Consider the following 11,922-nt stretch of genomic DNA (forward strand, 5'->3'; position numbering starts at 1 on the left):
AGTAATTTCCCCGGAAGGGTTTACTCATGCTTTGGAGAGTGCGTAACATAGCGCTAACTTTCCTGTCTTGCGGACTCATTATGAACAAACCAGCGTTTATCATCACAATTGATACTGAGGGCGATAATCTCTGGCAAAATCACCGCGTCATTAAAACGGAAAATGCGCGTTATCTGGCGCGTTTCCAGGCGCTTTGTGAGCGTTTCGGCTTTAAGCCCGTGTGGCTGACCAATTACGAGATGGCGATCGAGCCCGTTTTCATCGAATTCGCCAGGGACGCGATCGCCCGCGGTCAGGGGGAGGTGGGAATGCACCTTCACGCATGGAATAGCCCGCCGGAACACGATCTCACGGGCGATGACTGGCGATGGCAGCCTTATCTGGTTGAATTTTCGGATGAGGTGATGCGAGAAAAAGTGCTGTTCATGACCCGCCTGCTGGAAGAGACCTTCCAGACCAAAATGTTAAGCCACCGTGCCGGACGTTGGGCATTTGACAGTCGCTACGCAAAATTGCTCGTTGAACTGGGCTACCAGGTTGATTGCTCCGTGACGCCACGCGTGAACTGGCGCAATGCGAAAGGCGCCCCGCAGGGGAATGGCGGAACGGATTATCAGCATTTCCCCGACCACGCCTATTTCATGGATTTAGATAATATTTCCCGGGCGGGCAATAGCCCATTACTCGAAGTGCCGATGAGCATTCAGTATAAACACCCGGCGTGGTTGAACACTATCAAACAGGGTTACGACAGGCTTCGGGGTAAATACCGCTCTCCCTCTGTGAACTGGCTAAGACCGTCCGGTGGGAATGCGGCGCAAATGATTCAGGTCGCACAGCAATGCCTGTCGCAGGGAAGTGAGTACGTGGAGTTTATGCTTCATTCGTCGGAATTTATGCCTGGCGGAAGCCCGACGTTTAAAGATGAGGCGGCGATTGAAGGGTTGTATCAGGATTTAGAAACGCTCTTTAGCTGGTTATCCGACAAGACTGTAGGGATGACGCTGGCGGAGTTTTATTCCCAAAAAAATAGCGCCGGGTAACCGGCGCTGTAAGGTTTATTTTTGCAGAACCATTTTAACGGGAGTGCTGAAAATAATGGCGAATGGCAGCCAGAACAGAACCCAATATTCCCGTGGGTTACTGATAATAAACATACCCTGAGTGATATAGAACATCAGTGCGAAGACAATGACAGCGATTTCCGCCTTATGATCGGCCGCGAGGTGACGAAGAGACTGTCTGGCGGCATATAAAATCATACCGACGAGTAGCAGAAGCCCCACGATCCCACCCTTAAGGAAGGTAGCTAAATAGAGGCTGTGCGTTGTGGAAATGGCCTGGCCATAGCCATTAATGAACTGAAGCTCTTTGTTGAAACCCCATCCGAAAATCGCTTTCTGTTTTGCAACTTCAACGGCGTGTTGCCAGATACCAAAGCGCACGGTGCTTGCACGAGAAGACTCTTCTGCTCGATTGATAAATATATCGATTGAGCCGCTAAAATAGAAAGCGAGACCGATCAATAACAATATAATAACCGAACTTATCAGTAACTTAAAATTCCACTTGGGTTTACAAAGAAACGCTACTGTTGAGGCTCCCACCAGGGAAAGGAACGGTCCGCGACTTTGAGTCAATATTAAGCAGGCCAGCAGCAACGGGACTGGAAGATAAAACCAGACGTTACGCGTTTCCCGCACCAATATAGCGCTTAATAAAACCCCTAGTGCCATATATCCGCCGAGGTCAATGACGTTATCAGGCGCATAAGGGAAAGCATTCGAAAGTCTGTTATAAAAAATGTTCGCTTTATCAACATAAATCAGGGTGAGAATGGCGAGTGCGACAATACCTGCATAAGCTGCGCCAATGACAAATTTTTTCTTTCCCTGCAATTCACACTGACGGTAAAGACATATGAAAATAAATAAATAGAATGAATGTGTTAAGGCAGAGCTTACCTGAGACGATTCAGCCCAAAGATTCGAAAGTGAAAAATATATTAAAAAGGCACCCGTTATGCCCAGAGCGGGTAGAAAGGTACGGTCATTGATAAAACGTACTCTGAATTCATTGCTAGCAATTGTGGCAATGATAAATAGCCCGAGTGCAATATGGAATAAGGTGTTTACGCGAGAAACTCCGCAAAAAATTATGCTTAAAAATACAAAAAGCGTAAAAGGATAGAACGGAATGCGTTGGTGATTAATTGAAAACATCTGTAAAATCCTTTCTGGGGAATACAAAATCAGGGATAGCGCTTTGAGGTGATAGATTAACAACAATGATGTTGTCTTTTTGCATAATATTGCTTGCTAGTGTGAATGCGGGGATCACAGTATTCTGTACTTTGTCTCCAAGGAATGAAGGCAACATGTTATTACCGTTTTCATAAAATCGCGGTTGATTGAAATTATTCATATCAAGACCAGCGATATAAATCTTATTAAATCTCAGAAAATAAATTACCTGTAGTGCCCAATACATTACGGTACCGGCATCTACCACACCGCGCCTCACATCACGACTAAAAGCAATATTGGGATGGCTATCGGAAAAGACGATCCCTGGCGTATCCCCTAATGCTTGGTGCAAATTGTCCCGTTTAATCGAGGGTTTATAAGTCTCATAGCAAATATCTTCAATAATGCATATTTCGCATCGGATATTTTCATATGAAAAACGGTTTATAAGCTTAACGATCCCCATTACGGTTGTAAACAAAATGACATTTTTACAGCCAATGACCTGCTTTAAAATTGCAGTCTGACGGTCGATGAACGTCATGTCGACCACAAAATAGAGACTAAAATGTAGCTGGTCATTGAGATGCCATGCTCCGTTCACACCAGCGGTAACTACGGTGGATGACAGGTTTTCAAAATTAATATTTTTGATTGAAGGGCCAGTTGCGGCTATCAGGATCTCACCCTCAAACCTATCCTGAATCGAGGTAAGCGTGGTGAGGTTAATGCTCTGGCCTTTATAGTTTAAATCAGAAATCTCCCCTGTTTCATTGCGAGATAATTTAATGAAGGGCCACAGATTTTCGTTATGGCGCATATTGCGCTTATGCGTGTATCGGTAGAGTTGTTTAGTTAGAGAGCTCATTTTACGCCTCTGGTAATGCTTTTTTATTTACGGTCGTCAATAAACTCACTATGTTATCCATATCAACGTCGTCTATAGCAAAAAGTTTTTCTTTCGGCTGGCTGAAATAATAACGTGTTTCAAAAACGTAGGAGTTAATGTTTTCATCATTACCAATCAACAGAACGTTACCGAGAGGACGCTGTTCATAGTGGCAACAAGGCCCGAACAGTAAGATTACCGGCACGCCTACCGCATCGGCAATGTAGACATTCCCCGAGTCAGACGCGATATAGCAATCCATTTTAGAAATGGCCCACGGCAGCTCTTCGAGTGAGATTTTGCCAATCAGATTAATAAAGTTGGGCAGTTCGCCGTAAGCGCGGGTGATGTCATCCATCCACGATTGTTCATTCGGCGCGCCAAACACATAAAATTCGCAGGGCAGGTCGGCGAGACGATCGGCAATTTGTTTCCAGATGACCGGCGGAACGGTTTTCGCTTTATTCCCGGCGGCTACGCTGATGCCAATGCGGATCACGCCGGGTTTATCGAGGATTGCCGGATAGGTTGCCGGTTTGAAAAGCGGCTTTGTGGCGTGCTTTGGCGAGTCTTGCCAGGTTAAGGTGCGATCGGCCAGTTTGAGATAGTTCGTGACCGACAGCGTCTTTCTACCGTGTTCAACAGTGCCGTCTGCCGTTGCAAAGAAAATACCGTGATACCATCTGCGCGTGTAAGTGCTTAAAAACTGTTTGTTTTTAGCGTTACATACGGAGGCGAAAAAGAGGTTCACGCTGTTGGGTTGCAGGAGATAGACATTGTCATAGCGGTTCATGATCCGGCAGGCAAAGACCAGCTTTCGCCACAGGTTACGCTTATGCTGCTCGATAAAAAAAATCTTATCGATCGTCTCATCATGCTTCGCCAGCGCACCCACGCTACGGCTGATGAGCACGTCGCTTTTTTGCAGGTATGCCAGAAGGGGCGTTGCATTAACAAAATCGCCGATTTTTGCTGTCTGAATGACCAGGTTTTTACCTGTCTCTTTGCGGAACAGCTTCCGGATAAGCTTCACCGGAAAAAGTAAAATCAGCAGAAATACGTAACTCATGCGTTAGATATCCCTGTTGGAAAGCCAACGGCTGCCCTGTAAAAATGAAAAAATAGCATCTACGCTGATATCCTTCGTTTGCTGGGTCGGGCTGACCATCTGATGCTGGTTTTTACCGTAACCCCCGATCAATCCAGGATCGGTCGGACCAAAAATCGTAATATTCGGACGATCCAGCGCCGCGGTTAAATGGCTTAAGCCGGTATCAACGGAAACAACAGCATTCGCTCCCGCCAGCTGTGCTGCAACCTGTGCCAGCGTGAGTTTCGGCAATACCTCGACGTGCGAAAAGCCTGCTGCCAGACGCTCTGCACGCTGCCGCTCATGTTCAGCGCCCCAGGGCAGTTTAATATGGATGCCGGTAGGTTGCATTAGTTCAATCAGGCTTCGCCAGTGCGTTTCCGGCCAGTGTTTATCGTCGCGCGTTGTGGCATGCAGGAAGACAAGATAAGGCTGAACACAGGGATCTGTATTGCGCAAAAAGTGCTGCGCAATCGCGTAGTCGCCCTGGATTTCCGGTTTCGCATAGCCCAGGCTTTTTGCAAACAGCTCGCGGGTACGTTCTACGGCATGCTGTTGCTTTGCGATGTGGTGGCGACGGTTATAGAACAGACTCGCCAGCGGTTCGCGGGCGGAGTGCCAGTCCATGCCGTGCTTTACGCCGTGTGCCAGACGCGTCACCAGCGCGGCGCTTTTCACCAGCCCCTGGGCGTCGATGATGGCGTCGTAATGCTGTGCCTGCACCGCCTCACGGAAGGCTTTGCGTTCGGCTTTAATCGGCGCGGAGAACCACGCTTTGCGCCAGCGGCGAATCGCCACTGGGATCACGCGGTCAACCGCTTCATGCCAGGTGGGGATCTGCGCGAAGCCTTCTTCCACTACCCAGTCAAAACGAATGTCGGGAATGGCCCGCATGGCGTCCGTCAGTGACGGGAGCGTATGCAGAACATCGCCCATCGAAGAGGTTTTAACGATCAATACCCGCATTCGTTATCCTTCTTCGCTCAACAGCAGTTCGTTAAGCTCTTCGAGAACGCGCTCTGGCGTAATGTCGATCAGGCTCTGATGGTAGCCTTCTGCGGCATCGCCCTTGCGCACTTTGTGGTAGCCGGTGATCAGGCGAATGACGCGCGCTTTATGAGAAAGCGGGGGCGTGAAGTCCGGGCTACTTGGGCCATACAGCGCCACCAGCGGGCGGTTGAGCGCTGCGGCGACGTGCATCAGGCCCGAATCGTTGCTGACCACGGCCTTACAGGCGGCAATCAGAATAACCGCCTGTTCAAGCTGCGTTTCTCCCGCCAGGTTGCGGCACCAGGCCTGCTGTTCATTACTGAGCGTCGCGAGAATTTCGTTGCCTGCCTCGTGGTCCTTTGCCGAACCGAACAGGACAATCTGGTGGCCTTCGTCAATCAGCTGTTTCGCCAGCTCCGCATAGTGATAGTGCGGCCAGCGTTTTGCCGGGCCGAACTCGGCGCCGGGGCAGAAGCCAATCATCGGGCGTTCAGACGATAGACCAAACGCGTTACAGGTCTGGGATTTTTCGCCGTCGTTAACCTGAAGCTGCGGCCAGAGCAGCGGCTGCGGCAGGTCTTTCGCACTGCGCATCACGCCTTTGTCGTAGGCCAGCGCCACATAGCGCTCCACCATCAGCGGCCAGGCCTCTTTATCCAACACCCGCGCGTCGTTCAGCAGGCCGTAGCGCATTTCGCCGCGCCAGCCGGTGCGATGTGGAATGCCCGCAAAAAAAGGCACCAGGGCGGATTTAAAGGAGTTTGGCAGGACATACGCCCGATCGTAGCGCTTCTCGCGCAGGCTATGACCGAGCTTGCGGCGTTCGCCGATTTCCAGCGCCCCGTGGCCAAGCGGCATCGGGATGGCTTCATTCACTTCCGGCATACGCGACAACAGCGGACGGCACCACGCGGGTGCCATCACGTCGATTATCGCCTGGGGATAGCGCGCCTTGAGCGTGCGATAGAGACTTTGCGACATCATCATGTCGCCCACCCATGACGGGCCGATCACCAGAATCTTCATACTTATGCGTCGCGGTTCAGCCAGGCCATATATTCCGTTACGCCTTCGGCAACGGTCTTGAACGGCTTGTCGTAGCCTGCGGCGCGCAGGTTGGTGAGGTCAGCCTGGGTGAACGCCTGGTAACGGCCTTTCAGCTTATCAGGGAACGGGATGTACTCAATGCTGCCTTTTTTGTGATACGCCAGCGTTGCGTCAGCCACCGCCTGGAAGGACTCCGCGCGGCCGGTACCCAGGTTGAAGATGCCGGATACGCCGTTTTCCCAGAACCACAGGTTCACTGCGGCAACGTCGCCCACGTAAACGAAGTCGCGCTTAAAGCCGTCGCTGCCTTCGAACAGTTTCGGGCTTTCGCCGTTATTCAGCTGGGTGTTCAGGTGGAACGCCACGCTCGCCATGCTGCCTTTGTGGCCTTCGCGCGGTCCGTAGACGTTGAAATAACGGAAGCCGACGATCTGTGAGTTCGCTTCTGGCAGCACCTGACGCACGTACTCGTCGAACAGGAATTTGGAGTAACCGTAGACGTTCAGCGGCTGCTCATACTCGCGGGACTCGATGAAGTCAGAGGTGCGGCCGCCGTAGGTTGCCGCGGAAGAGGCGTACAGGAACGGAATTTCACGCTCCAGGCAGTAGTGCAGGATCTCTTTGGAGTACTGATAGTTGTTGTCCATCATGTACTTACCGTCCCACTCGGTGGTGGAAGAACACGCACCTTCGTGGAAGATAGCTTCGATCTCGCCGAACTCTTCGCCTGCCATAATCTGGATAAGGAAGTCTTCTTTATCCATGTAGTCAGCGATGTTCAGATCCACCAGGTTGACGAACTTGGTGCCGTCTTTCAGGTTGTCAACCACCAGGATGTCGGTGATGCCTTTGTCATTGAGAGCCTTAACAATATTGCTGCCGATAAAGCCCGCGCCGCCGGTAACGATGATCATAACTGTAACCTTTGAAGTGTGGAGCCCGGGGACAATCCCGGACGCTAATGTCTCTATCATATCATTAGTATGGCTGCCCTTCAGCCATTCACCTTCACAGCGCAGGGGTACGCGTGATTTATGCTGCAAAAACGACAAGAGATGACGTGTCATCTCGTCATGAACTATAGGTTTGGGTAATATGTCCCGAAATTTGCCGAGTCTGGAGAATTGCAATGCGTGGTGATTTTTACAAACAGTTAAACAGCGACCTCGACACCGCACGTGCGGAAGGGTTGTTCAAGGAAGAGCGTATTATCACGTCTGCCCAGCAGGCGGACATCACCGTTGCCGACGGCAGCCATGTGATCAACTTTTGTGCGAACAACTACTTAGGTCTTGCGAATCACCCTGAGCTGATTGCCGCTGCAAAAAACGGCATGGACACCCACGGTTTCGGCATGGCCTCCGTACGCTTTATCTGCGGTACGCAGGACAGCCACAAGCAGCTTGAGCAAAAGCTGGCGAGCTTCCTCGGAATGGAAGACGCGATTCTGTATTCCTCCTGCTTTGACGCCAACGGCGGTCTGTTTGAGACCCTGCTTGGCGCAGAAGATGCGATTATCTCCGACGCCCTGAACCACGCCTCCATCATCGACGGCGTACGCCTGTGTAAAGCGAAGCGTTTCCGCTACGCCAACAACGACATGGTCGAGCTGGAAGCGCGCCTGAAAGAGGCGCGTGAAGCTGGCGCTCGCCACGTGCTGATCGCCACCGACGGCGTGTTCTCCATGGACGGCGTGATCGCCAACCTGAAGGGCGTGTGCGACCTGGCGGATAAATACGACGCGCTGGTGATGGTCGATGACTCTCACGCGGTCGGTTTTGTCGGCGAAAACGGCCGCGGTTCCCATGAATACTGTGACGTGATGGGCCGCGTGGACATCATCACCGGTACGCTGGGCAAAGCGCTCGGCGGCGCGTCCGGCGGCTATACCGCCGCGCGTAAAGAGGTGGTCGAGTGGCTGCGTCAGCGCTCCCGCCCGTATCTGTTCTCCAACTCCCTGGCGCCGGCCATTGTTGCCGCCTCCATCAAGGTACTGGAGATGGTGGAGTCCGGCGCTGAGCTGCGCGACCGCCTGTGGTCCAACGCCCGCCTGTTCCGTGAAAAAATGAGCGCCGAAGGTTTCACCCTGGCCGGTGCTGACCACGCGATCATTCCGGTTATGCTGGGCGATGCGGTCGTCGCGCAGCAGTTTGCCCGCGAGCTGCAGAAAGAAGGGATTTACGTCACCGGGTTCTTCTTCCCGGTGGTGCCAAAAGGTCAGGCGCGTATCCGCACCCAGATGTCTGCGGCGCATTCGCCTGAACAAATTGAACGTGCGGTGGAAGCCTTTACCCGCATCGGTAAACAGCTGGGCGTCATTGCCTGAGGACGTGTGATGAAAGCGTTATCCAAACTGAAAGCGGAAGAAGGGATTTGGATGACCGACGTGCCGGAGCCGGAAGTCGGTCATAACGATCTGCTGATCAAAATTCGTAAAACCGCCATCTGCGGTACTGACGTTCACATCTACAACTGGGACCAGTGGTCGCAGAAAACCATTCCGGTACCGATGGTTGTCGGTCACGAATATGTCGGTGAAGTGGTGGGTATCGGCCAGGAAGTGAAAGGCTTCCAGATTGGCGACCGCGTCTCCGGTGAAGGCCATATTACCTGCGGCCACTGCCGTAACTGCCGCGGCGGGCGTACGCACCTGTGCCGTAATACCATTGGCGTGGGCGTAAACCGTCCGGGCTGCTTCGCGGAATACCTGGTGATCCCGGCGTTTAACGCGTTCAAAATCCCGGACAATATCTCTGACGATCTGGCCTCCATCTTCGACCCGTTCGGTAACGCGGTGCACACGGCGCTCTCCTTCGACCTGGTCGGTGAAGACGTGCTGGTCTCCGGCGCGGGCCCAATCGGCATTATGGCGGCAGCCGTGGCGAAGCACGTGGGCGCGCGCAACGTTGTGATCACCGACGTGAACGAATATCGTCTGTCGCTGGCGCGCAAAATGGGCGTGACCCGCGCGGTGGATGTCTCGAAAGAGAGCCTGACCGAAGTGATGGAAGAGCTGGGCATGACCGAAGGTTTTGACGTGGGCCTGGAGATGTCCGGCGCGCCACCGGCGTTCCGCACCATGCTCGACACCATGAACCACGGTGGCCGTATCGCGATGCTGGGTATTCCGCCGTCAGACATGTCTATCGACTGGAACAAAGTCATCTTCAAGGGGCTGTTCATCAAGGGCATCTATGGCCGCGAGATGTTCGAGACCTGGTACAAGATGGCGGCGCTGATCCAGTCCGGTCTGGATCTGTCCCCGATTATTACTCACCGTTTCTCCATCGACGAGTTCCAGCAGGGCTTCGACGCGATGCGTTCCGGCCAGTCAGGAAAAGTGATCCTGAGCTGGGATAAGTAATCAAAAAAGGGGCCTCAGGCCCCTTTTTTTATTGGCTCTTTTTCTCTTCGTCCGTCAGGTAACGCACCTTGCGGGTGTAGTCCTGACCTTTAAACAGCAGTTTGTTATCCGGCGATTCAAGATACTTCTGCCATTCTGAGAGAGGGAAACCGCCGTGCGCGCCAATTACCTCTTTCGGTACCACGGCTTCCTGGCCGCCGATTTTTTTCGAGACCGGCCAGTTCATCCAGTCACCCAGGTTAACCGTTTTTAAATCCAGCATGTCCAGCAGCGCGGCGAGCGGCAGCTGATCGGTCGGCGGCTGCGTATCATCCATCAGCTCCCAGGTATCCTGGAACAGCGTCAGCCACAGCGGGCAGATACGGCGCCAGGTTGTTTTGGTTGCCGCAAGAAACGCGCCGTTAACGTGATCGACCAGATACGGGCGCACCGTCTCCTTGTAATACGCCGGCACTTTCTCCGCTGGCGCACCGTCCAGCTTGGCAATCATTTTGCCCTGACGGAAGCTGGAGTAGATGTGCATATCGGCCATGTTGATCTCGGGCATCTTGAGCAAGTTGAGATCGGAATCGATCATCAATACGCCTTCACCGCGCGCCTGCAGCGGGGCGTTAAGCTTCACCAGACGGCTGAGGTAGATCTGCTTATAGCGGTAACTTTCCTCACGAACCGGAAGATTTAGCGTCACTACGCGGGTTTTCGGCGGCAGTACCCCAAAGGCGGATTCAGGCTGATCGCTGACGATGACGATTTCGCTCACCCCGGTGGCATAACGTTCCGCGAAGGTGGCAGAGAGTAATGCTTCTTCGACGAAATCTGCGCCGGTACACGGAATCACAATAGAATCCACCGCAGCAAGCGCGCCCGTCACGGGCAGAGAGCTGTAAGGAATGTTGTGTCGCCCGGTGATATGACGATAGCGAGCATTAAGAAATTTAAACATAATTATCTCGTTTGGTTAGTGCGCGCCAAGCACGGCTTCGACACCGCTGACATAGTTTTCGATAGCATAGGTATGACAGACGTTCTGGTATGCAGCTGCCGCCAGTCGAACCCGCAGATCCGCGTCTGCCCAGATATTGTCCAGATGCTGTGCAAGCTGTGAAACATCGCTCCAGGGGAAGAGCAGCCCTGTCGAATCATGGTCAATCAATTCCGCCGTGCCGGTCACCTGAGAGCCAATAACGGGGATATTGAGAAGCATCGCTTCCAGCACCACGCGCGGCAGCCCTTCGCTTTTTGAGGCCAGAATAAAGGCGTCAAACGTAGCGAGGTAATCAAATGGGGTATTCTGAAAACCGGTGAAGATGACGCGGGATTCAATTCCCAGCGCTCGGGCCTGTTCTGTTAAAGCGCGGCGTTCGGCACCTTCGCCGACCAGCACCATTTTCCATTTCGCCTCGGGATGCTTCTGGCTGAACTGTGCCAGCGCCTCCAGCGTGTGGTGGTTGGCTTTGCGAGGGATTAACGACCCAATACTGCCGAACACAAACGTGTCGTCATCGATGTTCAGGCGCTGGCGCATCGCGCGTCGATCAGGTAAAGGCTGGTGGATGTCGATGGCATTATTGACCGTCGTACACAGTTCGGGCCTGACGCCATGCTGAAGCAACACGCGTTCAACGCCGTGCGAGACGGCGATGATTTTTGTGGCATGGGCATTAACCAGCTTTACCAGCGGCGGGGTCAAAACAGGCTCAATGCGGCAGTGCTGGATCAACCGCGCCTGCAGGTTCGCCGCCGCCAGATAGCCTTCCTCGTTAGAGCCCGGCTGGTTATTCATATAGAGCGTATCGAAACCGCCCTGCGTGAAAAGGGTCTCGATTTTGCTGACATTAGGCCTGATGCGCCACATGATATCCACGTGACGCGTCAATGCCTTGCGGGCGCTGCGTGAGAAAAACAGCAGGCTACGTCCCGCTTCCTTCAACAATTTGGCCCAGACCGGCTGCGGACGTTGAGGGATCACGATGAGCGGGATGCCGATGCCGTTGAGCACCTGGCCAATCGTCTCACCTTCAGCACGACTATAATCACTGTAAAAACAACAGGTAATATCGAATTTATCGCGATTGATTCGCTTCAGGAGCTCAAGCATACTGTTGGTGCCTCCCCCCCATTCTTTACCCGTATCCAGGAGGAGAATTTTACTTTTGTGCGGCATGTCTGAATCCGTGTGCTACCCTTCACCTGACTGCATTATAAAGAATCTGTTGAAATAAAATAGATTTTTCTATTTTATTGCGTTTCAGGATTAGACAAAATTTCAAGCGTGCTTATTTTAAAAGTGTGAATC

At 52.7% G+C, this 11,922-nt stretch carries 11 protein-coding genes; 3 read left to right on the forward strand and 8 right to left on the reverse strand.

Features of this window, described 5'->3' with window-relative positions; translation table 11 throughout:
* Positions 1 to 80 precede the first annotated feature (80 nt).
* Positions 81 to 1,043: a polysaccharide deacetylase family protein gene (locus NUX24_RS17170; protein ID WP_257833040.1), complete on the forward strand. Its 963-nt coding sequence runs from the start codon at positions 81 to 83 to the stop codon at positions 1,041 to 1,043.
* Between the two features lie 15 nt (positions 1,044 to 1,058).
* Here NUX24_RS17170 and NUX24_RS17175 read toward each other — a convergent pair whose 3' ends face one another.
* From NUX24_RS17175 to rfaD, 6 genes are read right to left on the reverse strand one after another with little or no spacing between them, the layout of a single operon-like run.
* On the reverse strand, positions 1,059 to 2,222 hold the full coding sequence (locus tag NUX24_RS17175; RefSeq protein WP_257833041.1) for an O-antigen ligase: 1,164 nt from the start codon (positions 2,220 to 2,222) through the stop codon (positions 1,059 to 1,061).
* Complete coding sequence (locus tag NUX24_RS17180; protein ID WP_257833043.1) at positions 2,209 to 3,066, reverse strand: sugar glycosyltransferase; 858 nt, start codon at positions 3,064 to 3,066, stop codon at positions 2,209 to 2,211. The genes NUX24_RS17175 and NUX24_RS17180 overlap by 14 nt, the downstream gene beginning before the upstream one ends.
* Positions 3,067 to 3,115: 49 nt before the next feature.
* Positions 3,116 to 4,204, reverse strand: a complete 1,089-nt coding sequence (locus tag NUX24_RS17185) for a glycosyltransferase family 9 protein (RefSeq protein WP_214577283.1) — start codon at positions 4,202 to 4,204, stop codon at positions 3,116 to 3,118.
* Between the two features lie 3 nt (positions 4,205 to 4,207).
* On the reverse strand, positions 4,208 to 5,191 hold the full coding sequence (gene rfaC, locus NUX24_RS17190) for a lipopolysaccharide heptosyltransferase RfaC (protein ID WP_257833045.1): 984 nt from the start codon (positions 5,189 to 5,191) through the stop codon (positions 4,208 to 4,210).
* 3 nt (positions 5,192 to 5,194) lie between these two features.
* Positions 5,195 to 6,241 (reverse strand): ADP-heptose--LPS heptosyltransferase RfaF, encoded by a 1,047-nt coding sequence (rfaF, locus tag NUX24_RS17195; RefSeq protein WP_257833047.1) that lies wholly within the window; start codon positions 6,239 to 6,241, stop codon positions 5,195 to 5,197.
* Between the two features lie 2 nt (positions 6,242 to 6,243).
* Positions 6,244 to 7,176, reverse strand: a complete 933-nt coding sequence (gene rfaD / locus NUX24_RS17200; protein WP_008502707.1) for an ADP-glyceromanno-heptose 6-epimerase — start codon at positions 7,174 to 7,176, stop codon at positions 6,244 to 6,246.
* A gap of 215 nt (positions 7,177 to 7,391) precedes the next feature.
* Between rfaD and kbl the strand changes: the two genes are divergently transcribed.
* Entirely contained in the window at positions 7,392 to 8,588 is a 1,197-nt protein-coding gene (kbl, locus tag NUX24_RS17205) for a glycine C-acetyltransferase (RefSeq protein WP_257833050.1), read from the forward strand.
* Between the two features lie 9 nt (positions 8,589 to 8,597).
* Positions 8,598 to 9,626 carry an L-threonine 3-dehydrogenase gene (tdh, locus tag NUX24_RS17210; RefSeq protein ID WP_047651782.1) on the forward strand — a complete coding sequence of 343 codons (1,029 nt, stop codon included), beginning with the start codon at positions 8,598 to 8,600 and terminating at the stop codon, positions 9,624 to 9,626.
* A 28-nt stretch (positions 9,627 to 9,654) separates the two neighbouring features.
* Here tdh and NUX24_RS17215 read toward each other — a convergent pair whose 3' ends face one another.
* Complete coding sequence (locus NUX24_RS17215) at positions 9,655 to 10,569, reverse strand: hypothetical protein (protein WP_257833052.1); 915 nt, start codon at positions 10,567 to 10,569, stop codon at positions 9,655 to 9,657.
* A gap of 15 nt (positions 10,570 to 10,584) precedes the next feature.
* The gene (locus tag NUX24_RS17220) at positions 10,585 to 11,790 is read right to left on the reverse strand and encodes a glycosyltransferase (protein WP_257833053.1); all 1,206 of its coding nucleotides are present in this window, start codon (positions 11,788 to 11,790) and stop codon (positions 10,585 to 10,587) included.
* Positions 11,791 to 11,922 lie beyond the last annotated feature (132 nt).

Origin of the sequence: Enterobacter sp. HG048 (assembly GCF_024702055.1) — a bacterium.
Taxonomy (GTDB): domain Bacteria; phylum Pseudomonadota; class Gammaproteobacteria; order Enterobacterales; family Enterobacteriaceae; genus Enterobacter; species Enterobacter dykesii.

Excerpts from the sequence above, each read along its gene's own strand:
- NUX24_RS17170 (WP_257833040.1), top strand. The coding sequence starts at position 81 with ATGAACAAACCAGCGTTTATCATCACAATTGATACTGAGGGCGATAAT.
- NUX24_RS17175 (WP_257833041.1), bottom strand. The coding sequence starts at position 2,222 with ATGTTTTCAATTAATCACCAACGCATTCCGTTCTATCCTTTTACGCTT.
- NUX24_RS17180 (WP_257833043.1), bottom strand. The coding sequence starts at position 3,066 with ATGCGCCATAACGAAAATCTGTGGCCCTTCATTAAATTATCTCGCAAT.
- NUX24_RS17185 (WP_214577283.1), bottom strand. The coding sequence starts at position 4,204 with ATGAGTTACGTATTTCTGCTGATTTTACTTTTTCCGGTGAAGCTTATC.
- rfaC (WP_257833045.1), bottom strand. The coding sequence starts at position 5,191 with ATGCGGGTATTGATCGTTAAAACCTCTTCGATGGGCGATGTTCTGCAT.
- rfaF (WP_257833047.1), bottom strand. The coding sequence starts at position 6,241 with ATGAAGATTCTGGTGATCGGCCCGTCATGGGTGGGCGACATGATGATG.
- rfaD (WP_008502707.1), bottom strand. The coding sequence starts at position 7,176 with ATGATCATCGTTACCGGCGGCGCGGGCTTTATCGGCAGCAATATTGTT.
- kbl (WP_257833050.1), top strand. The coding sequence starts at position 7,392 with ATGCGTGGTGATTTTTACAAACAGTTAAACAGCGACCTCGACACCGCA.
- tdh (WP_047651782.1), top strand. The coding sequence starts at position 8,598 with ATGAAAGCGTTATCCAAACTGAAAGCGGAAGAAGGGATTTGGATGACC.
- NUX24_RS17215 (WP_257833052.1), bottom strand. The coding sequence starts at position 10,569 with ATGTTTAAATTTCTTAATGCTCGCTATCGTCATATCACCGGGCGACAC.
- NUX24_RS17220 (WP_257833053.1), bottom strand. The coding sequence starts at position 11,790 with ATGCCGCACAAAAGTAAAATTCTCCTCCTGGATACGGGTAAAGAATGG.